This is a genomic window from Photorhabdus akhurstii (genome assembly GCF_018448925.1).
GTDB classification, from domain to species: Bacteria; Pseudomonadota; Gammaproteobacteria; order Enterobacterales; family Enterobacteriaceae; genus Photorhabdus; species Photorhabdus akhurstii.
The window spans coordinates 24,762-49,691 of the sequence record NZ_RCWE01000030.1; the positions used below are offsets into that span (position 1 = coordinate 24,762).

General features: G+C 42.8%; 18 protein-coding genes and 1 pseudogene. 7 read left to right on the forward strand and 12 right to left on the reverse strand.

What is annotated here, in order from left to right; genetic code table 11:
• Positions 1-175: 175 nt before the first annotated feature.
• The 10 genes and pseudogenes from alaS to gpt all read right to left on the reverse strand — a co-directional run bounded on the left by alaS (position 176) and on the right by gpt (position 13,141).
• Complete coding sequence (gene alaS, locus EAE93_RS20835) at positions 176-2,806, reverse strand: alanine--tRNA ligase (protein WP_110086301.1); 2,631 nt, start codon at positions 2,804-2,806, stop codon at positions 176-178.
• 321 nt (positions 2,807-3,127) lie between these two features.
• A complete protein-coding gene (gene recA, locus EAE93_RS20840; RefSeq protein WP_036776822.1) occupies positions 3,128-4,195 on the reverse strand; it encodes a recombinase RecA in 1,068 nt (355 codons plus the stop codon).
• Positions 4,196-4,371: 176 nt separating this feature from the next.
• Positions 4,372-4,929, reverse strand: coding sequence for a nicotinamide-nucleotide amidase (gene pncC / locus EAE93_RS20845; RefSeq protein WP_214040480.1), 558 nt, complete (start codon positions 4,927-4,929; stop codon positions 4,372-4,374).
• A 25-nt stretch (positions 4,930-4,954) separates the two neighbouring features.
• On the reverse strand, positions 4,955-6,109 hold the full coding sequence (lplT, locus tag EAE93_RS20850; RefSeq protein WP_250151129.1) for a lysophospholipid transporter LplT: 1,155 nt from the start codon (positions 6,107-6,109) through the stop codon (positions 4,955-4,957).
• Positions 6,110-6,177: 68 nt separating this feature from the next.
• Positions 6,178-8,055, reverse strand: a pseudogene (gene aas / locus EAE93_RS20855) (bifunctional acyl-ACP--phospholipid O-acyltransferase/long-chain-fatty-acid--ACP ligase); the annotation flags it as partial.
• 99 nt (positions 8,056-8,154) lie between these two features.
• Complete coding sequence (aroL, locus tag EAE93_RS20860; protein ID WP_214040483.1) at positions 8,155-8,679, reverse strand: shikimate kinase AroL; 525 nt, start codon at positions 8,677-8,679, stop codon at positions 8,155-8,157.
• Positions 8,680-8,854: 175 nt separating this feature from the next.
• Positions 8,855-10,108 (reverse strand): glutamate-5-semialdehyde dehydrogenase, encoded by a 1,254-nt coding sequence (proA, locus tag EAE93_RS20865; protein ID WP_214040484.1) that lies wholly within the window; start codon positions 10,106-10,108, stop codon positions 8,855-8,857.
• A 9-nt stretch (positions 10,109-10,117) separates the two neighbouring features.
• The gene (proB, locus tag EAE93_RS20870; protein WP_036814181.1) at positions 10,118-11,221 is read right to left on the reverse strand and encodes a glutamate 5-kinase; all 1,104 of its coding nucleotides are present in this window, start codon (positions 11,219-11,221) and stop codon (positions 10,118-10,120) included.
• A gap of 196 nt (positions 11,222-11,417) precedes the next feature.
• The gene (gene frsA, locus EAE93_RS20875; RefSeq protein WP_214040485.1) at positions 11,418-12,665 is read right to left on the reverse strand and encodes an esterase FrsA; all 1,248 of its coding nucleotides are present in this window, start codon (positions 12,663-12,665) and stop codon (positions 11,418-11,420) included.
• A gap of 14 nt (positions 12,666-12,679) precedes the next feature.
• Entirely contained in the window at positions 12,680-13,141 is a 462-nt protein-coding gene (gpt, locus tag EAE93_RS20880) for a xanthine phosphoribosyltransferase (RefSeq protein ID WP_036776832.1), read from the reverse strand.
• A gap of 224 nt (positions 13,142-13,365) precedes the next feature.
• Between gpt and pepD the strand changes: the two genes are divergently transcribed.
• Entirely contained in the window at positions 13,366-14,841 is a 1,476-nt protein-coding gene (gene pepD / locus EAE93_RS20885) for a beta-Ala-His dipeptidase (RefSeq protein ID WP_036814128.1), read from the forward strand.
• A gap of 36 nt (positions 14,842-14,877) precedes the next feature.
• Here pepD and dinB read toward each other — a convergent pair whose 3' ends face one another.
• Positions 14,878-15,933, reverse strand: a complete 1,056-nt coding sequence (gene dinB / locus EAE93_RS20890; RefSeq protein ID WP_036814131.1) for a DNA polymerase IV — start codon at positions 15,931-15,933, stop codon at positions 14,878-14,880.
• A gap of 208 nt (positions 15,934-16,141) precedes the next feature.
• On the opposite strand from dinB, the gene EAE93_RS20895 reads away from it, so the two are divergent.
• The 6 genes from EAE93_RS20895 (at position 16,142) to EAE93_RS20920 (ending at position 22,497) form a co-directional block, all read left to right on the forward strand.
• Complete coding sequence (locus tag EAE93_RS20895; protein ID WP_250151126.1) at positions 16,142-18,442, forward strand: TonB-dependent hemoglobin/transferrin/lactoferrin family receptor; 2,301 nt, start codon at positions 16,142-16,144, stop codon at positions 18,440-18,442.
• Between the two features lie 533 nt (positions 18,443-18,975).
• Positions 18,976-19,608: a serine-tRNA(Ala) deacylase AlaX gene (locus EAE93_RS20900; protein ID WP_040151454.1), complete on the forward strand. Its 633-nt coding sequence runs from the start codon at positions 18,976-18,978 to the stop codon at positions 19,606-19,608.
• A 12-nt stretch (positions 19,609-19,620) separates the two neighbouring features.
• Positions 19,621-20,433, forward strand: coding sequence for a 2OG-Fe(II) oxygenase (locus EAE93_RS20905; protein WP_250151127.1), 813 nt, complete (start codon positions 19,621-19,623; stop codon positions 20,431-20,433).
• A 1-nt stretch (position 20,434) separates the two neighbouring features.
• Positions 20,435-21,073 (forward strand): LysE family translocator, encoded by a 639-nt coding sequence (locus EAE93_RS20910; RefSeq protein ID WP_036814139.1) that lies wholly within the window; start codon positions 20,435-20,437, stop codon positions 21,071-21,073.
• 197 nt (positions 21,074-21,270) lie between these two features.
• Positions 21,271-21,519 (forward strand): sigma-70 family RNA polymerase sigma factor, encoded by a 249-nt coding sequence (locus EAE93_RS20915; RefSeq protein WP_250151128.1) that lies wholly within the window; start codon positions 21,271-21,273, stop codon positions 21,517-21,519.
• A gap of 102 nt (positions 21,520-21,621) precedes the next feature.
• Positions 21,622-22,497, forward strand: coding sequence for a glycerophosphodiester phosphodiesterase family protein (locus tag EAE93_RS20920; protein ID WP_040151447.1), 876 nt, complete (start codon positions 21,622-21,624; stop codon positions 22,495-22,497).
• 159 nt (positions 22,498-22,656) lie between these two features.
• Here the strand turns inward: EAE93_RS20920 and EAE93_RS20925 are convergent, their stop codons facing one another.
• The gene (locus EAE93_RS20925; RefSeq protein WP_214040487.1) at positions 22,657-24,582 is read right to left on the reverse strand and encodes a sigma 54-interacting transcriptional regulator; all 1,926 of its coding nucleotides are present in this window, start codon (positions 24,580-24,582) and stop codon (positions 22,657-22,659) included.
• Between the last annotated feature and the right edge of the window lie 348 nt (positions 24,583-24,930).

Sequence of the window (24,930 nt, forward strand, 5' to 3'; positions counted from 1 at the left end):
AAACGTAAAACAATGGTATATGCTTAAAGTATAAGCAATTTTAAGCGCATTTCCTACCTATATAGTTTAGCCAAAATAAATAAATATGCGCTTAACCTTTTAACAATTTCACAACAAGATTTCAAGGCACCACAAAAACAACGCTACGATGCCCCGTAAACTCAGGTAATACCGCTTATAGCCGCGATGCTACCCACTCTTCCACGCTATCCAAAGCAGAAGGCAATGCTTCAACATCAGAACCACCTGCCTGGGCCATATCAGGACGACCACCGCCTTTACCACCGATCTGCTGAGCTACAGAAGAAATTAACTCACCTGCTCTTATTTTAGCAGTCAGATCCTTTGTGACACCAACAATTAAGCTGACTTTATCATCACTTGTAGTGGAAAGCACAATAATCGCTGAACCTAGTTGATTTTTTAGATCATCAACCATCGTTCTCAACATCTTAGGTTCTGTATTACTTAACTGACTAACCAGCAACTTCACACCCTTCACTTCTTTCGCTTTGCTTGCTAAAGAAGAGCTCTCTTGTGCAGCCTGCTGATCTTTAAGCTGTTGAAGCTCTTTTTCCAACGCTTTGGTTCTATCCAGCGTCACCCGTACTTTTTCACTCAGGCTATGGATATCACTTTTCACTAATTGAGCAATATCTTGAAGTAAATCAACCTGTTGATGTACAGATTCTACCGCTTTTTTACCTGTAATCGCTTCGATCCTACGGATACCCGCAGCCGTTCCAGATTCAGCAATAATACGGAACAAGCCAATATCACCGGTGCGATTTGCATGAGTCCCTCCACATAATTCAGTGGAAAAATCCCCCATTGACAGTACGCGAACTTGTTCTTCATATTTTTCACCAAACAGTGCCATTGCACCTTTGGCTTTTGCTGTTTCCAGATCCATCAATTCAGTAACAACAGGTGAATTTTGACGAACTTCGGCATTAACCAAATCCTCAACCTGACGGATCTGTTCTGGTTTCATCGCTTCAAAGTGAGAAAAATCAAAGCGAAGGTATTTATCGTTAACCAGAGAGCCTTTCTGTGATACGTGCTCACCCAAAACTTGACGTAACGCAGCATGTAACAGATGGGTTGCTGAGTGATTCAAACGAATTGCATCACGACGTTCAATATCAATAACCGCATTGATGTTACGGTTTACACTTAAGGTACCTTTTTCAAGCTTACCAATATGACCAATAGCCTGACCATATTTTTGTGTATCAATAACACAAAAAGCACAATCGGCATTACTCAGAATGCCTGAGTCACCAACTTGTCCACCAGATTCAGCATAAAAAGCGGTCTTATCCAATATAACAATCGCTTCTTCACCCGCTTGAATTTGATCGACTGATTCACCATCACGGAAGATAGCAGTTACTGTTGCCTGCTGTTCGTTATGATCGTAACCAGAGAAATCACTGCGTTCATCAACTTTGATCAATTCATTATAATCGGTGCCGAAACCACTTGATTCACGAGCACGACGACGCTGATTTTCCATTGCCAGGGCAAATCCCGCTTCATCAACGCTAATATTACGCTCACGGCAAACATCAGCGGTTAAATCCACAGGGAAACCATAGGTATCATACAGACGGAAAGCCGTTTCGCCATCCAGAATATCACCGGACAGTTTTGCCAGTTCATCGTCTAACAATTGCAGACCACGTTCCAGAGTACGAGCAAACTGCTCTTCTTCTGTTTTCAAGATCTGTTCAACAATGGTTTGCTGGCGTTTAAGCTCTTCTCCCGCAGCACCCATCACGTCTATCAATGGCGCAACCAGTTTGTAGAAGAAGGTATCTTTAGCCCCCAACATGTTACCGTGACGGATAGCTCGGCGGATAATACGACGCAGAACATAACCACGGTTTTCATTAGAAGGAACAACACCATCACAAATCAAAAATGCACATGAACGAATGTGATCAGCAATAACCCGCAGAGATTTATTACTCAGATCATCTGTAGCGCCAGTGACATTAGCAACAGCAGTAATCAAATCACGGAACAGATCGATCTCATAGTTAGAATTGACGTGCTGCAATACAGCGGCGACGCGCTCCAGCCCCATCCCCGTATCTACTGATGGTTTTGGCAACGGCTCCATCGTGCCATCAGCATGACGGTTGAACTGCATAAAGACGATATTCCAGATTTCAATATATCTGTCACCATCTTCCTCCGAGCTTCCTGGCGGTCCACCCCAGATATGTTCACCATGATCATAAAAAATTTCAGTGCAAGGGCCGCAAGGACCGGTATCACCCATTTGCCAGAAGTTATCCGATGCATAAGGCGCGCCTTTGTTATCACCAATGCGGATAATTCTTTCTGTTGGTATGCCGACTTCGTTCTTCCAAATATCATAGGCTTCATCATCTGTCTGATAGACAGTCACCCATAATTTTTCTTTAGGCAAATTGAACCAATCTTTGCCCGTCAGAAGTTCCCAAGCATAATTAATAGCATCATGTTTGAAATAGTCACCAAAACTGAAATTACCGAGCATCTCAAAAAAAGTATGATGGCGTGCGGTGTAACCTACATTTTCTAAATCGTTATGTTTACCACCGGCACGAACACAACGTTGAGCAGTTGTTGCTCGGGAATAAGATCTTTTATCCTGTCCAAGAAATAGATCCTTAAACTGGTTCATCCCTGCGTTGGTAAATAGCAGTGTTGGGTCATTATTTGGCACCAAAGAACTACTTGGTACGATTTGATGCCCTTTAGTATGAAAAAAGTCGAGAAACGCTTGACGGATCTCAGCGGTGCTTTTGCTCATAATTGTCCCGAAATCAAGCTGGAAAAAACAGATTTATGAATTGGTTAGGTGGGATATTCCATCACCTACTTTCAACTCACGAATAAACAAAGTGGGGATAAGATAAAAATTCTTCTATTAGAAGTAAAATCCCAGACACATCCATTCGCTGGCAGCATTGTAAATCGTCTGGGTATTTTCTGAAAGCATGATCGCATAATATGGATAATACTTGCTTTCTGAGAGAAGAAACCGCGTCATTATTAACGCGGTATAAGTTTGATGACAAAACTTTTACAGCTTTAATCCGAGAATTACAGACTACCGATATAATGAGTCAGATTAGAATTCTTCGTTATTCATCTCTTCGTTTTCATCGCCTTCGTAATCAGAAGCGGCACTACTGAATTCGCCGGCATTATGCAACAGCATTTCACGTAATTTTTTATCCAGTTCAGCAGCAATTTCAGGATGCTCTTTCAGGTAAATGGTAGCATTCGCTTTGCCCTGACCAATTTTATCGCCATTATAGCTGTACCATGCGCCCGCTTTTTCCACCAATTTATGCTTCACGCCTAAATCGATTAATTCACCATAAGTGTTAATGCCTTCGCCATACATAATCTGGAATTCTGCTTGCTTAAATGGCGCTGCCACTTTGTTTTTTACTACCTTCACACGGGTCTCGCTACCAACAACCTCTTCGCCATTTTTCACAGAACCAATGCGGCGAATATCCAGACGAACAGAAGCATAGAATTTCAGTGCGTTACCACCGGTTGTGGTTTCAGGGTTACCGAACATGACGCCAATTTTCATACGGATCTGGTTGATAAAGATCAACAACGTATTGGAGCTTTTCAAATTACCGGCCAGTTTACGCATTGCCTGACTCATCATTCGAGCTGCCAGCCCCATATGAGAATCACCAATTTCCCCTTCTATTTCGGCCTTTGGCGTTAAGGCAGCTACGGAGTCTACGATAATGACATCAACAGCGCCGGAACGTGTCAACGCATCGCAGATCTCAAGAGCCTGTTCTCCGGTATCGGGTTGAGAGCACAACAGATTATCAATATCAACGCCCAACTTCTTAGCATAGATAGGATCAAGGGCGTGTTCAGCATCAATAAACGCACAGGTTTTACCTTCACGTTGTGCCGCGGCGATAACCTGTAATGTCAGCGTTGTCTTACCAGAAGATTCCGGGCCATAAATTTCAACAATACGCCCCATCGGCAGGCCACCAGCACCTAATGCAATATCCAGTGACAATGAACCCGTGGAGATAGTTTCAACGTCCATTGAACGGTCTTCGCCCAAACGCATGATGGAACCTTTACCAAACTGTTTTTCAATTTGGCCTAGTGCCGCCGCTAGTGCTTTTTGTTTATTTTCATCAATAGCCATTTTTACTCCCTCGTAAGCAATGAAAGGGCTCTCTCACTGCCGATGAATAATTTTTAATACTGAAATGTTGCCTACAATTATACTGTATAATCATACAGCATCAAGTTAATTTTTTATACCCGTCATCTTTCAAGTCGCCTCTTTGTTGGCGGCACTCACTCACCCCGGTCACATAGTTACCTATGCTCCCGGGGATTCGCACCCTTGCCGTCGCGATCCATCTTGAAATCCATAGGGTATATAATCTCTGATAACAATGTTTTCAGAGAATAAATGACAGCTTGAAGGCGTACTTCATTTCGATCACCGTTAAAACAACAATTGCGGGACACAACTTCTACCCCATTTACCGTCAGATATGCAAACCCAAACCACACGGTACCAACAGGTTTTTCTTCGCTACCGCCATCAGGCCCGGCAATGCCACTGACTGAAACCGCCAGATCTGCCCGCGCAGCTTTCAGCGCTCCTGCGGCCATTTCTCTCACCACCTGTTCACTAACAGCCCCATATTGCTGTAAAACAGCTTCTGACACGCCCAGCATTTGATGCTTAGCTTTATTACTGTATGTCACAAAGCTTCGGTCAAAATAAGCAGAGCTACCGGCAATATCTGAAATTGTTTTCGCCAACCAGCCACCGGTGCAAGATTCAGCGCAGGTCACCCACAGTTTTTGCTGCTTCAGCTTCTCTCCCAGTTCAATACTAAGCTGAGTCAGAATTTTTTCACTCATAACACTCTCTTCATCCGATAAAAGATCAATTTCTTTGAAACCGGTTCCAAATCCACAAACTCGTGATTGTCAATGCCAACAGAGTACCAAAGCCTATCCCTGTTGTAACAACCGGGACGCCTATCTTAATAACCAATGAGTACAGGCCAAGCATCAATAACATGGCGATATTCTCACCCAAGTTCTGTACTGCAATGGCATAACCGGCCCCAATCGTTTGTCTGCCGCTTTCCTGCAATAATGCATTCAGTGGAACAATAAACAAACCGCCAAAAATACCGAGAATGATTAATAAGACGTAGGAAGCCCAAATACTTTGCTGAACAGCAAAAATGATCACCATCACGCCGATTAAAACACCAGCAGGCAGACAACGATGGACTGTTTTAAGGGTGATGAAACGGGCAGCAACACCTGCGCCAATAATAATGCCGACAGCAACCATCACATTAAGTATTGTCGGCGTGCTATTGTCAGAAATCCCCAGCACAACAGGTACCCATAAGACCAAGAGGAATCTCACTGTTATACCCGTCCCCCAGAACAAACTGGTGCCAATTAAAGAAAACCTAGCTCCTTTGTTATGCCAAAGAATACAACAAGATGAAGCAAAGTCTGTCAGCATCTTTTTCAGATTCCAGCCCTTATCCTGACGTACAGCCGATAATCGGGGGATAAAGAAATTAGCGACAACAGCGATACCATACATCAGCGCACAAACAAGCAGTGCGACAGCCAGGTTCCAATCAGACAAAAAACCGCCAGCAACAGAGCCCGTAAGAATAGCAATTATCGTTGAAGCCTCCATCAAGCCATTAGCCTTTACTAAACGATCACCATCGGTCAGTTCAACCAAGATTCCGTATTTAGCCGGTGAATATGATGCAGCCCCCACGCCCACCAAGGCATAACCTAAAAATGGATCATATCCCAGGCAAATAGTAAATGCGCCCAACAACTTGACGCTATTAGCAAACAACATCACACGATCTTTCGGGAAACGATCGGCAATTTGCCCCACAAAAGGCGCCAATAGGATATATGCCAAAACAAACACTATCTGTAATATCGGCTGGCTCCAGTCAGGATAAAACTGGGCTTTCAACTGTGCCAGAATCGCAAACAACAGCGCGTTATCGGCAAAAGCTGAAAAAAATTGTGACACCAATACGGCTTTCATGCCACGGGTTAATAACGGTTGAACAACGACGGATGGATTCACGATGATTATTCCTGTTCAGCTTCACTTTCCAATGACACGATTTTTTCCTGTTTAGCAAAATGTTTCCCCTGACCGAGAATAGTACAGAATCCCTGTTCATCAATTGAAACAATGTCTCCGGTATCGAACCAATCAAACTGAATATTCCCATGCTCATCTTTTGCCGCTGGTGGTTCTAAATGATTTGGATCGTCAATTCTCAGATACCCTTTCATCATATTCGGGCCACGCAGTTGCAAACGCCCCCCCGCCTTAATTCCTGCTACCGGAATCAAACGGGATTCCATTGCCGGCAAAATCCGCCCAACAGTACCGACCTTAGCCATCATCGGCACATTCAATGCAATGACAGGCGCACATTCTGTCATGTCATATCCTTCTAAAATGCGAATACCGAATTTGTCTTGCCAAATCTGTTTCGTATTTTCAGTGAGCTTCTCAACACCGGCTATAACACAACGAAGACGCGCAAAATCATATGAATGAGCGAAATAGGCATAATTCTCCAGGAAAGTAGATGTACCCAATAATACGGTACAGTTACGTTCATATACCAGTTCTGGCACTATCCGGTAATGCAATGGGTTTGGGTAGAGGAATATTCGGCTACCAGACAACAACGGAGTGAATAAGCCAACCGTCAATCCAAATGCATGAAATAGCGGTAAAGAAGACATAAAACGGTCAAGTGGATTAAAATCAGTAATGGTTTTTATCTGTTCCACATTGGCTAACAAACTAGCGTGGCTGTGAACCACACCTTTTGATACAACTTCTGAACCGGACATAAATAGCACCAAAGCATCATCATCTGGTTTTTGCGCCACCATCGCTCGCTTCGGAAAAAAGAGGTGCCACAAGATCCATAATTTATCCTGAAAAGTCACAGTACCTGCCAAATCCTCAAGATAAACCCAGTTAACCTCGGCAACCTGCTCAGATAAATGAGTTAATCGCTCCTTTTCCAGAAATTGTCGGGAAGTCACAATAGTTTTAATACTGGCAATCTCTACCGCATTCTTCAATCCATGACTGTCGGTTGTATAGTTTAATAAAGCCGGTATTCTTCCTCTCAAAGATGCCCCGAATATCGCAGCAACCATAATAGTGGCATTGGGTAAAAGAAAACCAACCCGTTCCCCCTGACAGGTAAAACGCTGCAAAATACGGCTGGCGCCCAGTACTTTTTTAAGCAGACTGTTATAACTGTCTTCTTTAAAAGAAACATCTTCAATACAGGGTTTAAAACGACCAAATTGTTTTCGTGCAACCAGTAAAGATTCAAATATTGTTTCTTGTGGTCGGGTCGCCATGCGTGCATTCATCATTATTTCATGCAAACGCTCACCGGCTAAACGACGTCGTTGCTCCGAACTAGACGCATTCGGCATCAGCAATTGTGTCGCGGGCAGGATTTTCATTGTCACCTTCGGAAAAAGGTGAAGTTTGAAAATACCTTTTAATCGGCTGAATAAGGTTCTTTCTAGCCCTTCAAAGCGAACAGGAACTACAGCGGCTTCGGATATCGCCGCAATAAAAGCCGCCCCATCATAGATTTTCATCAAAGAACCGGTAACAGTAATTCTCCCCTCGGGAAAAACAACTATTGGCCGCCCCTTTTCTATTTCCTTAACCAACACCCTGACAGCCATTGGATTTATTGGGTCCAAAGGGACTATTTCAACATAACGACTTACCAGTTTCATAAAACCACGATTTGCAATATTGGAATAGACAGCAAATACTGGCTTAACCGGCAAGAAAAGCGTCAGCAAAACACCATCAAGAAAAGAGACATGATTAGGCGTGATAAGGCATTTAGGGTGGTTAAATTGTTTAATATCTCCTTCTACTGTTAAACGAAACATTAAACGAAAAACAAGCCTTAGAAATTTAAACAACATATTCGTATCTCAACCCATTTGAAAAAATAAATAGAAGATACTATTTATTATTCGACACTGTAATAGTCTTATTTCTCTATAAAAGATACTAAAATAGTGTCAGGAAACTATTCCAGAGAACATAATTTCTTTCACATAAGTTGCAATTTTTTCCGGTGAAAGTTGCGCATTAATAATATGGTTCGCACATTCACAGTAGAGATTTTCTCTGGCGGCAAGCACTTCTTCCATTTCTTCAACAATAGATTTTCCCGTCAAACTAGGGCGTTGGGTACTTTCTGGTTGCTGCATTAATCGTTCAGCCAAAATGCTCGCTGAAGCTTGAAGATAAATCACCGTGCCATTTTGTCGCATATATTGGCGATTTGCAGCGGAAAGAATGATCCCTCCACCGGTAGAAATAACACGATTGCTTTGACTAACTTGTTGTAAAGCTTGGCTTTCTAATTGCCGAAATTGTTGCCACCCTTGCTGGTTAACAATATCCGCAATGGTCATGTTGCTGGTTTGTTGGATATAGTGATCAGTGTCAATAAATGTGTACGATAATTCATTGGCTAATAATTTTCCAACCGTCGTTTTTCCTGCCCCACGCGCACCTACAATAAACAATATTTGGTTCACTGCCTGATATCCTTGGTAAATTTCATCGTTAAAAATATATTAACGCCTATAGTAACCAGAACTTTACACTAACGTAAAATCAAAAGTTAATATATACGGTAAAAGCTACCCCAAAGCATGATCTTATCGAAACTTCAATATAACCAGATACGCTTCTGGGGTAACAGTAAACACATTATTTACGGATTAAATCATCCCCATAACCAATCCATTTATACGTAGTCAGCGCATCTAATCCCATTGGGCCGCGGGAATGCAGTTTCTGCGTACTAACGGCAACTTCCGCTCCCAAACCAAACTGGCCGCCATCAGTAAAACGAGTGCTAGCATTCACATAAACCGCGGCAGAATCAACCTGACGAACAAAATAGCCAGCATTGTGCAAAGATTGAGTCAAAATAGCATCAGAATGGGACGTACCATAGGTACGAATATGATCAATTGCCTGCTCCATATCACTGACAATTTCCACATTCATATCCAGAGATAACCACTCATCACGGTAATCTGCTTCCGTAACATCCACGACCTTAGCCGGTCCATCCTTCAAAAAAGCCATTGCTGATTTACTCGCATGCAGAGTAACTCCCCGCGCTTTCATGTTCTTGCTCAATGCAGGCAGAAAATCAGCCGCAATCTTATGATGTACCAGCAAGGTTTCCAAAGCATTACAGGCACTCGGACGTTGCACTTTAGCGTTAGTGATTACAGTTAATGCCTTATCAAAATCAGCACTTTCATCGACAAAAGTATGACAAACACCTATTCCGCCCGTAATAACTGGAATAGTTGATTGCTCGCGGCACAGCTTATGCAACCCTGCGCCACCACGTGGAATCAACATATCCACATAGCGATCCATTTTCAGTAGCTGAATGACTAACTCACGGTCCGGTTTATCTATCGCCTGCACGGCTGCGGTAGGTAATCCACTCTGTTCAAGTGCCTGCTGAATGACTTTCACTGTCGCTTGATTGGTGTTGTGAGTCTCTTTACCACCACGCAAAATAACCGCATTACCAGTTTTCAAACACAGAGATGCAACATCGATGGTGACATTAGGACGTGCTTCATAAATCACCCCAACCACACCCAGCGGTACACGGCGGCGCTCCAACCTCAAGCCACTCTCAAGCAAACTGCCATCAATGACTTCCCCTACCGGGTCAGATAAACCGCATACCTGACGAACATCGTGAGCTATCGCTGTCAAACGCTCCGGCGTCAATAACAGACGATCCAACAATGCTTCGCTCATGCCCTGTTCACGGGCCTGAATCATATCAAGCTGATTAGCTGCAAGAATGATTGCGCTTTCCTGCTCTAATAAATCTGCAATGCGGACTAATGCCTGATTTTTCTGTTTTGTACTTAGCTGTGCCAGTTGCCATGCAGCTTCCCTGGCAGCCTTTCCCATTTGTTCTAACATTATGAATCCTTAACTCACGATCATGTCGTCACGATGAACCGCAACCGCGCCATATTCATAACCGAGGATTTGGCTTATCTGCTGTGAATGGCGGCCTGCAATTAAACGTAGAGCATCACTGTTATAACGGCAAACACCATGCGCCAAATCCTTACCAGACAGGCTACGAATGCAGATAACTTCTCCACGGGAGAAATCACCTTTAATATTTTTAATCCCTTTCGGTAATAAAGAGCTGCCTTTTTCGCAGATTGCTGTTTCAGCACCATGATCTACAATAATTTCACCCGCCGGAGGCGCGCCAAAAATCCAACGCTTGCGATTTTCCATCGGGCTTTCCAACCCATGAAAACGAGTACCTACCGGATTACCTTCAATGACATCAGAGATGACATCAGGTTTATTACCAGCGGCGATAATGACATCAATACCCGCGCGACCTGCAATCCCCGCCGCCTGAAGTTTAGTTGCCATTCCTCCCGTCCCTAAACCCGAAATGCTATCACCGGCAACCATACGTAATTCATCGCTGATGTCATGAACTTCCGGGATAAGTTTTGCGTCTGGATTGCTACGCGGATCAGCGGTATATAGCCCTTCAATATCCGTCAGTAATAACAACTTATCCGCTCCCCCCAGAATTGCCGCCAGCGCAGATAAATTATCATTATCACCCACTTTAATTTCCGCCGTCGCAACCGCATCATTCTCATTAATTACGGGCACAATGCGATTATCGAGTAAAGCCTGTAAGGTATCTCTGGCATTTAAAAAACGTTCGCGATCTTCTAAATCCGCTCGGGTCAGTAACATTTGCCCAACATGAATACCATAAATAGAAAAAAGCTGCTCCCATAACTGAATCAACCGGCTCTGCCCGACCGCCGCCAGCAATTGCTTGGACGCAATCGTCGCCGGGAGATCCGGATAGCCCAAATGTTCCCTCCCTGCCGCAATAGCACCGGAAGTCACAATAATAATGCGATGGCCTTTTTCATGTTGCTGAGCACATTGCCTTACCAGTTCTACAATATGCGCTCGATTCAGGCGACGAGAGCCGCCTGTCAATACGCTCGTCCCCAGTTTCACAACCAATGTTTGGCTGCTATTCATCATATTTTTGCCATTAGATTTAAATTAAAAAAACAGTGCTCAGTTTTAACAGGAGAGAAGCGTTATGCCAACAGGCATAATGCTAAATCGAAAAAATAGGAGCTTAGAACAAATCTATGCGGTAGACTTCATCCGAAAACACATGAAATCTTTATAAAATAAAGCAGTTAACAATCAACAAGTAATGGGAATTTCACTAACAGATTTTATTTTTCAACCATTGACTAATCTCCCGTAACGCCTTATTGAAACTGTTATAAACAGGCGTTGTCGGAATAGCCAGTAATTTACTATCCATTGATGACATTGCTATCAACTTAGACTCTTCTTTCGGGCTGAAAATATCATTCTGCCAGTAACCCGCTAGCATAGGAACGGAACAACGCCGACCTAGCAAACCTTGTTTTTTAAGGGAGTAACAACCGAGTTCGAGGCGAAATGCATTTTCATCCACATTATAGATACCCAATCTGCTAGCAAACATATCAAGGTGCATCGAAGGTGAATTTTGTTGACGTTCAACGCTATTGAGCCACTCATGAACAATAGCGCCAAGAGTCGCAACGCCCTTGATACGTTTAGATTCCAGATAGGCCAACCGGACGGCAATATTGGCACCAAAGCGAAAACCAAAGAGGCCAATTCTGGTGTGGTCAATCCAGGGAATTTCATCCAATTGATGGATTATTTGTTGATGGAGAATACAGGTATCCTGTGTCAGCTTAAGACGTGAAGAGTAACCAATCGAGGGCATATCCACAGTCAACATCGCAAACCCAAGAGGCGCCAGATAATCACGGAATAGCCGATAATAATCACTTTGCAAATTATCCAAACTGCCGCAAACCAAAATAGTTGGAGAAGGTCTTTGCAGTTGCTGAGGCAGATGAAGGAAACCGGTCACACAACCACCTTCCTTGAGTTTGAACTCGATTTTCCTCAACTGATAGTCAGAACAACGAGCCGCATTTTCATAGGCTTTATTGGCTAAAATAACGGCCTGCTGAGACAACTCATCACCCTTAAGATGGGGATAACCGGCGATGCTATACAAATTAGCCGCTTTCAACCAGAAATTGCCGGCTTCCGGGATCTGCTCTGCCTGCAACGCTTTCTGTTGCCACAACATCGCCTGATGTGACCACTCAAAAATCCAGTTACCTTTACGATAACCAATCACAGTATCCAGTAAATTATCATCACTGCGCTGCGCGTTTGTCATGGCAATCCGGCACAACACTTCTTCTATTTCAAACGGATCACTTCCTCGCCAAATCCACATCAGCCGGTTAATCATACGATACCAGCTACCATGACTATTACCATCCAACGTACTGTAATTACCTGCAATTAACCGAGGATGGCGGTGTTTTACCAGCGTGGAAGTTTCCTGGTGTTTTTGTCTTGGCTTAAAAAGTGATTCTGAAAGGTTCTGGTTTGCCATAACAAATGCTGACGTTATTTACCTTCACAAATTGGCGGAACGAACGCCACACCCATATCCCAGGGTTGTTCTATCCAAGTATCTTGAGGAATATCAACAATATAATCATCAACCAGAGGTCGGCCTGCCGGTTTTGCAAAGATAGTCACAAAATGGGCTTTGGGATACATTTCACGGATGGCTTGAGCGGTTCCTCCAGTATCAACCAAATCATCCACAACGATGAAACCTTCACCATCGCCTTCCGCTTTTTTCAGAACATGTAGTTCACGTTGATTATTATGGTCATAGCTGGAAATACAGACTGTATCTACATGACGAATACCCAATTCACGCGCTAAAAGCGCTCCAGGTACAAGACCACCGCGACTCACGGCAATGATGCCTTTCCACTGTTCGACTGGGAGTAAACGTTGCGCCAATTTGCGGGCATGTATTTGCAACATATCCCAGGTTACGACATATTTTTCGCTCATAAAAATCGATCCCGACAACTTAAGAATACTTTAGAAAAGCACCTCGCAAAAAAAGTTGCGCGAATTATAGTGACTTAGGTCGGTAAAAACTAGCGGAAACAGGGAATCGATGAATCGTATTATTCTTAACAAAAGTAAAGTGGTATTCTGAACCCAATAACATCATGGCGTTAAGCGCTCATCATATAGAAACTTAATTGAGATGCAGTCATAGGAGATTAGTCGTGTCAGAACTATCACAATCAGAGCTATCACAATTATCCCCTCAACCTCTATGGGACATCTTTGCCAAAATCTGCTCTATTCCTCACCCTTCTTACCATGAAGAAGCCTTGGCAACCCATATCGTTCAATGGGCGCAAGAAAAAGGGTTGCATGTTGAACGTGATCAAGTCGGCAATATTCTGATCAGAAAGCCCGCCAGTAAAGGGTTGGAAAATCGTAAAGCGGTTGTTCTGCAAGCACATCTTGATATGGTGCCGCAGAAAAACAACGATACAGTGCACGATTTCATTGAAGATCCTATCCGTCCTTATATCGATGGTGAATGGGTTACTGCCCAGGGAACAACATTGGGGGCTGATAATGGTATTGGCCTGGCATCAGCATTGGCTGTACTGGCTGATGACAATGTAAAACATGGCCCGCTAGAAGTTTTATTGACCATGACAGAGGAAGCCGGAATGGATGGCGCTTTTGGCCTGCAACCGGGCTGGCTTCAAGCTGATATCTTAATCAATACCGATTCAGAAGAAGAAGGGGAAATCTACATGGGTTGTGCTGGAGGTATCGATTTTACCACCACTTTAGCATTAACTCGTGAAGCGGTTCCGGCTCACTACAAAACACTAAAACTGATCATCAAAGGTCTAAAAGGCGGGCATTCCGGTTGTGATATTCATGTAGGGCTAGGTAATGCCAACAAACTACTGGCACGCTTCCTTGCCGCCCATACTCAGGAATTGGGGCTAAAACTGCTCGACTTCCAGGGCGGTACGCTGCGTAATGCCATTCCTCGTGAAGGCCATGTTATTGTTGCTATCCCTGCCGATAAAGCAACGCAGCTTACCCAATTGAAAGATAAGTACTTGGATATACTGAAAAATGAGTATGCCATCGTTGAGAAAAATCTGACTGTATTACTGGAAGAGGTCGAAACCGACATTCAGGCATTAACTGATGATTGCCAAAACCGTTTTATCTCATTGCTAAACAGTACTCCCAATGGTGTTATCCGTATGAGTGATGTCATCAAAGGTGTGGTAGAAACCTCGCTAAACGTGGGCGTTGTTGCAATGGAACAAGATAAGGTAAATATCATTTGCTTAATCCGTTCGCTTATCGACAGCGGCAAGTCCTATATCATAGGAATGCTCTCTTCGCTGGCTAAACTGTCAAATGCTGAGATTTACGCTAAAGGGGATTATCCCGGCTGGCAGCCAGATGCAAGTTCTCCGGTAATGCACTTAGTACGTGAAACTTATCAACAGTTATTCGATAAAATACCTAATATTATGGTGATCCACGCTGGGTTGGAATGTGGTCTATTCAAGAAACCTTATCCTGATATGGATATGGTATCTATCGGGCCAACCATTACGGGCGCTCACTCTCCTGACGAACAAGTGCATATCAAGAGCGTCGGGCAATATTGGCAACTACTCACTGCAATTCTGAAAGCCATTCCTGAAAAGGCTTAATCAGCTCTCCCCTGTCTCAATGTGATGGCAGGGGGATTACCACTCAAGCAAAAGTTGCCGCTCAATTTCTGGGTCCTGCAACGTCACGTGCAAACCCACTAAACGAACGCCACGCCCTTCCCGGCGAGATGTCCATGTTTTCTGAGCCAATTGCAGTAAATCCTGCTTATCCAATAGTGGATGAACATGCTCCTGAGTAGTTAGTTGAAAATCATCAAATTTCAGTTTAACCCCCTGACGGGCAATCCGCAGATCCGGTTTAACGTTACTCAACCGTTTTTTTAATTCCAGATATAAACTTTCTATCAGTTCAGTGCACTGTTCCCAATGATGAATATCTCTCGCAAGTGTCCGCTCCACGCCAATTGATTTTCGCAGACGATCTGGATTCACCAATCGTTGATCAATACCGTGACAACGATCCCAAAGTACCTGACCAAATTTCCCCAACTGTTTTACCAAAACAATAACGTCATATTTTTGTACATCAGAACAAGTTTCCAGCCCCATATTAGCCAGCCGTTGCACCATGACTTTGCCAACCCCCGGAATTTTCCGCAAAGGTAAAACCTTAACAAAATCAGCCACTCGATCAGGAGGAATGACATACTGTCCATTCGGTTTATTAATATCAGAAGCGATTTTTGCCAAAAATTTCACCGATGCAATACCGGCTGATGCCGTCAATTGTAATTCATCAAAAATGGCTTTACGGATCTCCTGTGCGATCAGCGTGGCAGATCCATAACAATGATCGCTATCAGTGACATCCAGATAAGCTTCATCCAATGACAGAGGCTCTATCCACTCAGTATAACGAGACAATATCTGATGGATATGCCGGGAAACCTCCCTATACAGCGCCATACGCCCCGGAAGAACTTTAAGCTGAGGACAGAGTTTCAGCGCCATTGCAGTAGACATTGCACTACGTACCCCAAAACGACGAGCAAGATAATTAGCGGTACTAATAACACCCCGCTTGTCTGCGCTGCCGCCCACAGCAATGGGAATATGACGAAGTGACGGATCATCACGCATTTCAATAGCTGCGTAGAAACAATCCAAATCAATATGAACAATCTTTCGCATTCTGCTTTAGCCTATCAATAATGACTGTATAAACATACATAAAAATAGACTCAAGAGCAATCTAGCAACAACTTTGAAAATATCTTGAGCAATAAAATAATTAATTAATACCGTTATTAACTTTTCCCTGCCCGATTCCTTGCGTTAAGTGACCTATCCTGTAAGTGCGACTTTTCTATTTAACGACATTCCAAGGATGCTTATAACAATGAAAAATAGCGGGAAACCACAAAAAACCTCAGCTACAGCGACTACACAGCCAATTAATCGCCCCCTTCATTATGCTTTATCGAGCATAATTATGCTGAGTACTGGCCTGCCAGGTTATCTGGCGGCGCAGGAAAATGAAGAGCAAAAAGCAAAAGAAAAACCGGAAAAATCAGAGAAAGTCATTACACTTTCTACACTTTCTGTTATTGGCGGGTTGAATAACAGCGTTAGTGCTGGAAGCTCGGTATTGAAAAAAGAGGATATTGAACGTACTCAGGCAGATAATATTGCCGAGCTGCTCGATCAACTTCCCGGCGTTTCCATGTCAGGATCGCCTCGTCCGGGCGGCCAAACTCTGAATATCTGGGGAATGGGTGATACTGAAGATGTTAAAGTCACCTTAGATGACGCGCCGAAAGGCTTCGAGAAATATCGCCAAGGCTCTATCTTTATTGAACCTGAATTAATCAAACGAGTCGATGTCGATAAAGGCCCACATAATCTACTTGATGGTAATGGCGGATTTGGCGGAACAGTTAAAGTTGTCACCAAAGATGCCGGTGATTTATTACAACCGGGAGAAGATTTTGGTGGATTGCTGAAATACAGTTATCACACTAATGATCGCCAAAATATTTATAGCAGCGCAGTTTATGGCCGGACAATAGAAGGCTTCGCTGACGGCTTGTTATATATGAGCAAACGAGATGGCGGCAATATTAAACGACCGGATGGCACCCGCTTTGTTTTCTCTAAAAGTGATCAAGCATCCTATTTACTGAAAACGAATTTTTACCTGAACGATGCTAATACATTGACACTTTCTGCGATGCGTTCTGATTCTGACGGCTGGCAGCCGTGGGCAGCAAAACGTGATGAGATAGCCGTTCCGTCAGAAGCCGACGTTGAAAAATATGGTTGGAATGAAGCCTGGCGTCGGAAGTTGGTTTATCGTGATCAAACAGACCAAAATTACACAGCTAAATGGAATATTGCACCGGAAGATAATCCATTACTTAACCTAACAGCAACCTATGCCTATTCCAAAACCGAACAACATGATAAACGCTCTAAAAAAGCCCACAGCGGTTTTCTTGGCTCATTGGGAAATGAAAGCTGGATCGACTATGTGGATAACCTAGTAGATATAAATAATGAAAGTACTTTTATAACCGGACCGATAGAACACACATTATTAGCCGGAGTTCGTTGGCATAAAAACCAACGTAATACCCTTATCCATGATAGAAGTAAAGACAAAAAACCTGAATATAATCATGGCTATTTTCAGCCAACTTATATGCCTTCAGGCGAGCAAAAAACGAATAGTTTCTATTTGCAGGATACAATGGTTATCGGCAGTGTTACTGTGACGCCCGGTGTTCGCTATGACCATATCACCAATATTGGCAAACCCAATATCGCGACAATCTACAATGATAACTCACCAAATGTAGGTCATGATTATCGCAATGTCACCTATACAGGCTGGTCTCCTCATTTTGGCATTATGTGGAAAGCAACACAAAACCTGTCACTATTTTCAGATATCAGCCGAACATGGCGCGCTCCGTTGGTGGATGAACAGTATGAAATGCAATATGCCAAGGCAAGTGTCACTGCCACCAGCCGTAACTTGGATGTAGAAAGAATAACTGGTTTACGCTTCGGTGCGCTTCTGAATTTCAATAGCCTGCTGGCGGACCAAGATAGTTTGCAAATCCGTACGACTTTATTCCGTAATAGAGGCAAGGATGAAATATTTACCCGTCGCGGAATAGTATGTAAATCACCGGATTGCGAAAAGCCTTTATCCAACTACCGTAATTTACCGGGATATACCATTCAAGGATTGGAAATCGAGACTTTCTACGACAGCAATTACTTATTCGGAAAACTTTCTTATTCGACTATCCGTGGTCAGAGAGATACTTCACCTCGCGATCCGTGGGGTAATAAAACCTGGATTGCGGAAATTCCCCCCACCTCTGCCCGCGCCATGTTAGGCGTAAAAATCCCTCAATGGCAGATGGCAATAGGCTGGACCGGAGATTTTATCCGTAAACAAGACAGATCGCCTAAAGATGGAGATCCAATGGCAACACTCTGGTCAATACCCAAAAGCAAAGGTTATGCACTGCATGGCTTATTCGCCAGTTGGCAACCTACTTTCTGGCAAGGTTTTGAAGCGCGTGTCACGGTAAATAACCTGTTTAATCGGGATTATTACCCATACCTCGGTGAATCGGTTTCCGGGATTGGACGTAACATTAAATTCAGCGTCTCGCAGAAGTTCTAATATCCCCCCCAAAGTTCCCTCTGTTTGAGGGAACTCAGACTGTTGACCATTCAGCTCTCCAAGTTTCTTTCTCACCCTGACGCTGAAATATCGCAACTGACTGTTCTTCTGAAAAATCACACTTATTTAGTTGAATAAATTATTAATTTTAATTAACAATAATTACCTTGATTGATAAAATAGTCATTTCTTTATTGAAAAAGGTATGTTGTCGTCAGAATGGATACCTGTTAATTAAGACTCTTATTATTTTATCGTATGGTTCATCTTATTTAGGCTTTTTCGCTCCACATGATTTAACTATCCTTTTAACACGCTTATTTATATGCATTTTTTTCTTACTTTATATCTTATAGTAAAAAATGTTAATTGATATTTCCATGTGTACACCGTCAGAGTTATTATTTTTTCCGCCGACAAAAAAGAACATTTCATAAATTTCGCAGAAATCAATACCTATTTTTCTAGTGCTTGAGCTTACTATCTTTATCAAATATCATTAGATATATTTTACTATACCCCGGAAATAGAATATGACGGAACGTATTTATCTGTCCAGTCAGGTACTGACTGGTGATATTGAGGTAATTGATTGTATGCCTCGCGATGATGGTCGTTATGCCGTATGGCTGAAATCTACTATGTTTCACCCTCAAGGTGGGGGTCAGCCCAGCGATATGGGCTGGATCAATGAAGTGGAGGTAGTTCACGTTTCTGTGGAAGACGGCGAAATCGTTCATCTAACCATAGAGCCAGTGGCACCGGGAAGCGTTTTTGCCCGTGTTGATGGTGAACGTCGCCAATTACATTCGCGGCTGCATTCAGCCGGACATCTTATTGGGCATGTAGTTGAGCTAGCGATGTGGCACCCAATTAAAGCTCACCACTGGCCGGGTGAAGGAAGAATAGTATTCAAGCCGGGAGTGGATGCTCAAAGTGTATCGGCAGAGTACATACAGATGATCTGTGAGAACTATATTACAAAAGATTTACCGTGCAGAGTGACTTTGAGAGACGATGGATTCCGAGAAGTCAGCTTCGGTCATTTTACGCCTTACCTCTGCGGTGGTACCCATGTGACATCGCTAGGGCAACTGGGAGGTATCAGAGTACAGGAGGTGCAGATAAAGAAGGGCAATCTAATCGTTCATTATGATGTGGTTTGATGGCTAACCGCATTGTTTCAGAGCATTATAGGTAACGATAAGGAAAGAGATAATATGATTATAGAAACTGATCGTCTTGATGCTACTTATATAGAAAAACTTGCTGACCAGGAAGTTCTGGCCATTCGAGTAAAGCAATTTATTCCTAGTGTTTTAGCGATGAAACTGGGTAAAAAAATACTGGGGCATGGATTTGATAAGTATTTGAATGCACCGAGCATAGGACGGATTGGAATGGCATTTTATGAGGCAGAAAATGAACCACCTCGTGTAGCTGATTATTTTGAAAGTGTGTTTAAAAACATCAATGACTTGCGGCAACGCTGTTCACCTTATCTATCTCCGATGGATCTGATGAGATGTACTCTGGATGAGATTTGGTCTGCCGGCGCTCAACTAGAAACACTTTATGGAAAGAAAATGTACGTGGGGCTGTCGAGGGTGATTAAACCCGGAGTTACCTTTCTTGCTCATCACGACATTTTTGCTAAGGATGCCCCAGATAGTTTCAGAGCTAAGAGCCTACAAGCACAGTTTGCGGCTAATGTTTATCTTGCTATGCCCAGTGAAGGCGGTGCCTTACAGATTTGGAAAGATAAACTTTCTCCCGAAGAGTTTGATTCTATGCGTGGTGACAGTTATGGCATTGAACCTTCCTTGCTCGGTAAACCAGAGCTGGAGATCCAACCAGATGTGGGTGATCTTTTGATCTTTAACTCCCAATGTATGCACGCCGTGACTGCTGGTGTAGACGATCTACGTTTGAGCTTGTCATGTTTTATTGGCTACCGCGGAGCGGCAAACCCGCTGTCATTCTGGAGTTAATATGTTGTATAACTATTGGGGGGAATTTCTAGGACTGGCGGTGATTCATTTTCTGGCAGTGGTAGCACCGGGGCCAGATTTCGCTGTTACCATACGACAAAGTGTGAGGTTTGGTCGCTGGGCTGGGATGTGTACGGCAGTGGGTATCGGAGCGGGAATATCAGTACATGTCATCTATACACTAGTGGGGGTTAGCGCATTGATGCATACCACTCCGTGGTTAATGGAATTAGCAAAACTTGTCGGCGGAACTTACATCATATGGCTCGGTATCAAATTTATCAGGAGTAAGCCTACCGATTTGGCTGTCTTAGAAAATGAGGGAATTGTTCAAGCTTCACAGAGTAGATGGAAAGCATTTCTGATGGGGTTTATGACAAACGCCCTTAATCCTAAGGCGACGTTGTTCTTTTTGGCAGTTTTCACGACTGTGGTGAGTAGCAATACACCTATCCCGATACAAATATTTTATGGGGCGTGGATGTGTGTGGTCAATGCGGTATGGTTTGTATTGGTCAGTGTTATTTTTTCTAATGTATTGATTCGTAATAAATTTATACGCAAAGGGTATTGGTTCGAGCGGGTGATGGGACTGGTGCTGATCGGATTTGCTGTTCGGTTATTATTCATGTCTGTTTGAATTTCTCCAAAATAGGGATTGGCAACGAACGTCTCAATACTGGTATATCCTATGAATTTCAAGATGCATCGAGACGGCAAGGAAGCGAATCCCCGGGAACATAGGTAACTATGTGACCGGGGTGAGCGAATGCAGCCAACAAAGGGTAACGGGTATATTACCGTCGAAGAAAGACCGAAAAGAACTATCTGGAATACATGAACTCGACACCAGAAATAACTATGCCTTCTGCTGAAAGCAGAATCGCCACATTTGAACAGCTTGAAAAACTCGATATCACTCTCAATAAATTGCCAGTTCAAGTAAAAAGCGCTTTTTTGCTGGCACAACTACAGGGTCTGCGTTATAGCGAAATCGCTGATCAACTTCAGGTTTCTTCCAGTTCAGTAAAACAGTATTTGCAACAAGCACATAACAAATGTAAAAAAATTCAAATTCTCACTTAAAATCCAAAAAACCGTGTTACATTCAAAATTGATTTCATCATGAAATCATTAAAAAGATTAATTATTTCAATTTAACTATAATTGGATATTATGGAGAAAACGATGCGACACGGAATTACCGCTGCAATCCTACTTTGCTGCTCTGCCAGCACTTTCGCAACAACACCACAAATTATCGCTCATCGTGCTGGTACAGGTGATGCACCTGAAAATACCGAGTACGCCATTTCCAAATCCTTAGAGAATAAAGCAGATGCTATTTGGATCACTGTTCAGCTTTCAAAGGATGGTATTCCAGTACTCTATCGTCCGTCAGACCTAAATAGCTTGACCAATAAAAGTGGACTCGTTTCTGCTTATAAAGCAAGCCAGTTGGCTAAATTTGATGCCGGTTACAAATTTGGCTCTGATGGTCATCATCCATTCCGTAATAAAGGGTTAGGTATTCCAACATTAGAACAAGTCTTAAAAAAATATCCAGATACTTTCTTCTATATTGATCTTAAATCACCGGATGCAGATCCAGCACAACAAGCCAAAGCGCTTGAAAAAGTACTGACCAAACAAAAAGCGCTTGCCCGTACCCGTTTCTATTCCACTAATGAGACTTACCTGAACGCATTACCGGCAACAATTCAGCGTTTTGAAAGCCGTGATAAAACCCGCACCATGCTGGCAAATATCACAATGGCTCATCAATGCGATATCCCTGCAAATACCGACACCGCTCGCTGGTATGGTTTGGAAATGCGTCGTAACGTCGAAGTTGTTGAGAAATATACTCTTGGTGAAGCACGTTCCAAATCAGTATTGTCATGGGATAAGGAAGCAATGGAGTGTTTCCGTGCTAATGGCGGAGCTAACATCATTTTATTTGGCATTAAAACTGAGGAAGATTTCAAACAAGCTAAAGAGCTTGGCGCCGATGGTGTGCTGGTGGATTCTCCCAAGCTGTTCAGTACCTTCAAAGCAAAATAAGAATTGGGGGTTCCCAGAAAGAAACTCCTCAGTAATCATTTTGGAGGAACACTTTCCCCCATATAGACAAAACCTTATATAGATAAAACAAGGCAAAACCTGCGTTCTTCTGCGGGTTTTGCCCACTGAATCGCACTCTCCAAGCCCAAGATAAGATTTTTAATAATCAATCTCCAATTTCTTTAAGCGTGAGATCAATGTCGTTGGGTTAATTCCCAATAATTTTGCCGCGCCATCATCGCCAAAAATTTTCCCTTTGCATTGTTTAACAGCAAGAGAGAGATTTTTAATCTCCAAATCTTTCAGTTGCTGCATGGTCAGCACGACTTCAATTTGTTGAAGTTTATTGTGAATATTCTGATGCGTAGTTTCATTTTGTTGTTGATCTTGTTCTAGCAAATATCTAAAGGAAACAGTGCCTTGTTTCGCTATAATTAGCGCGCGTTCAATGACATTTTGCAATTCACGAATATTGCCAGGCCAGTCATATTGCTGTAGTTCTAAAATATGCCTTTGTGAAAATGGCAGATAATTAATTTTACGCTTGTCACAAATCAACTTAGTAAAATGCGTAACCAAAAGTGGAATATCTTCTTTACGATCACGTAAAGCGGGTGAATAAATCGGGAATACATTTAAACGGAAATAGAGGTCTTCACGAAAGCGCTTGTGTTTAACTTCTTCTTTTAAATTGCGGTTAGTGGCAGCAATAATCCGCACATTCACATGTCGCGTTTTTTCTTCGCCAACCCGCTCAAAGGTTCCTTCCTGCAATACACGCAGCAGTTTACTTTGTAACTCGATAGGAATTTCGCCAATTTCATCTAAAAATAGTGTGCCCTGATCTGCCAATTCAAAACGTCCGGCACGGTCACGCACAGCCCCAGTAAATGCGCCTTTGACATGTCCGAAAAATTCACTTTCAAACAGTTCCGAAGGAATGGCGGCACAATTGACTCGAATAAGTGGTTGCTGTTGACGGTGACTGGATTGGTGAATAGCACGAGCAATCAGCTCTTTGCCTGTACCTGATTCACCATAAATCATCACATTGGCATCAGTTGGGGCGACCACCTTGATTTTTTCAATAATCTGTAAAATGGATGCACTACTGCCAATAATTTCATCATATTGATTTTCATGTAAAATTTCCTCTTGCAGATATTCATTTTGCTGTTCTAGCCGGCTTTTTAAATCTTGTAACTCTTCAAGGGCATGGGTTAATTGCTTTTCGGTATTCAGCCGATCGGTAATATCGCGAAACACCACTACCGCGCCAATAATTTCACCATCACGAATCACCGGAGTACTGGTAAATTCCACCGGAAAGCAACTGCCGTCACGACGCCAAAAAATTTCCTGAACCCCCTCATGCACAATACCATCATGCACCGCTGCATAAATCGGGCACTCTTCTTCAGGATAAGGGTCGCCATTTTCATGGGTATGGTGATGAATCTTATGGATATTGTCACTCAATACATCTTCAGGTTGCAGCCCCAACATTTTAGCCCCGACAGGGTTAATAAAAGTACACAAGCCTTGTTTGTTAATACTGTAAATACCGTCACCGACTGAACTCAGCAATAAATGCTTGCCTGTGTCGGAGTCAATAAGTAGCTCTTGTAAGGCTTGCGATTCTTTTAAACCTGTACAAATGGCTTTATTGGTATTTTTATTGAGTTGGCGCAGTTCTAAATCTTTGACATCCACCAGCGACCATATCAGCAAGGTTTTATTTTTATAGGGCAATGAAACAGAAGTAATATCCAATTGGATTTTTTCACCGTTTTTATCAAAGATATACAGCTCATTGTTCCAAGCCCACCCTTTCGCCAAAGCGCCTTCGGTAAATGCCACAAGATACGGCAGTTGTCTGAAATGACCAAAAATGGAAGTCACCGTTTTTTGAATAATTTCATGACGTTCATATTGTAATAATCGGGTGGCGCTAATATTCACATCAATAAACTGGTTTTGATGTGGGTCCAATACAATTAATGCCTGTGACGTGTGTTCAAATACCAACGGGCGAGTCGAGTCTTCATAAACTACCCAGTCTGAAATAAAGTCAGTCGTATTCATACTATACCCGTCATCTTTCAAGTTGCCTCTTTGTTGGCTGCACTCGCTCACCTCGGTCACATAGTTTGCTATGCTCCCGGGGATTCACTCCCTTGCCGTCGCGATGCATCTTTAAATCCATAGGGTATATGAAGTTTCATAATTTAAGCTATGAAATTTCATAATACTACGAAAAATCCTAATTCCCTAGTAGTTCAATTTATCTCCATGAAAAATATTTTTATAAAAATTAAATGATATTTTTCAATGTAATAAGAATTAACTTCCGTTCCAAAATATAACTTGGCACAGCTCTCGCATTAATACAGTCAGACTAGACTACATGTTGGTTCATTCCCAAATAACATT

Excerpts from the sequence above, each read along its gene's own strand:
- EAE93_RS20915 (WP_250151128.1), top strand. The coding sequence starts at position 21,271 with ATGAACTCGACACCAGAAATAACTATGCCTTCTGCTGAAAGCAGAATC.
- frsA (WP_214040485.1), bottom strand. The coding sequence starts at position 12,665 with ATGGCAAACCAGAACCTTTCAGAATCACTTTTTAAGCCAAGACAAAAA.
- proA (WP_214040484.1), bottom strand. The coding sequence starts at position 10,108 with ATGTTAGAACAAATGGGAAAGGCTGCCAGGGAAGCTGCATGGCAACTG.
- lplT (WP_250151129.1), bottom strand. The coding sequence starts at position 6,109 with ATGAAAGCCGTATTGGTGTCACAATTTTTTTCAGCTTTTGCCGATAAC.
- dinB (WP_036814131.1), bottom strand. The coding sequence starts at position 15,933 with ATGCGAAAGATTGTTCATATTGATTTGGATTGTTTCTACGCAGCTATT.
- EAE93_RS20900 (WP_040151454.1), top strand. The coding sequence starts at position 18,976 with ATGACGGAACGTATTTATCTGTCCAGTCAGGTACTGACTGGTGATATT.
- proB (WP_036814181.1), bottom strand. The coding sequence starts at position 11,221 with ATGAATAGCAGCCAAACATTGGTTGTGAAACTGGGGACGAGCGTATTG.
- gpt (WP_036776832.1), bottom strand. The coding sequence starts at position 13,141 with ATGAGCGAAAAATATGTCGTAACCTGGGATATGTTGCAAATACATGCC.
- EAE93_RS20910 (WP_036814139.1), top strand. The coding sequence starts at position 20,435 with ATGTTGTATAACTATTGGGGGGAATTTCTAGGACTGGCGGTGATTCAT.
- alaS (WP_110086301.1), bottom strand. The coding sequence starts at position 2,806 with ATGAGCAAAAGCACCGCTGAGATCCGTCAAGCGTTTCTCGACTTTTTT.
- recA (WP_036776822.1), bottom strand. The coding sequence starts at position 4,195 with ATGGCTATTGATGAAAATAAACAAAAAGCACTAGCGGCGGCACTAGGC.
- pncC (WP_214040480.1), bottom strand. The coding sequence starts at position 4,929 with ATGAGTGAAAAAATTCTGACTCAGCTTAGTATTGAACTGGGAGAGAAG.
- EAE93_RS20895 (WP_250151126.1), top strand. The coding sequence starts at position 16,142 with ATGAAAAATAGCGGGAAACCACAAAAAACCTCAGCTACAGCGACTACA.
- EAE93_RS20920 (WP_040151447.1), top strand. The coding sequence starts at position 21,622 with ATGCGACACGGAATTACCGCTGCAATCCTACTTTGCTGCTCTGCCAGC.
- EAE93_RS20925 (WP_214040487.1), bottom strand. The coding sequence starts at position 24,582 with ATGAATACGACTGACTTTATTTCAGACTGGGTAGTTTATGAAGACTCG.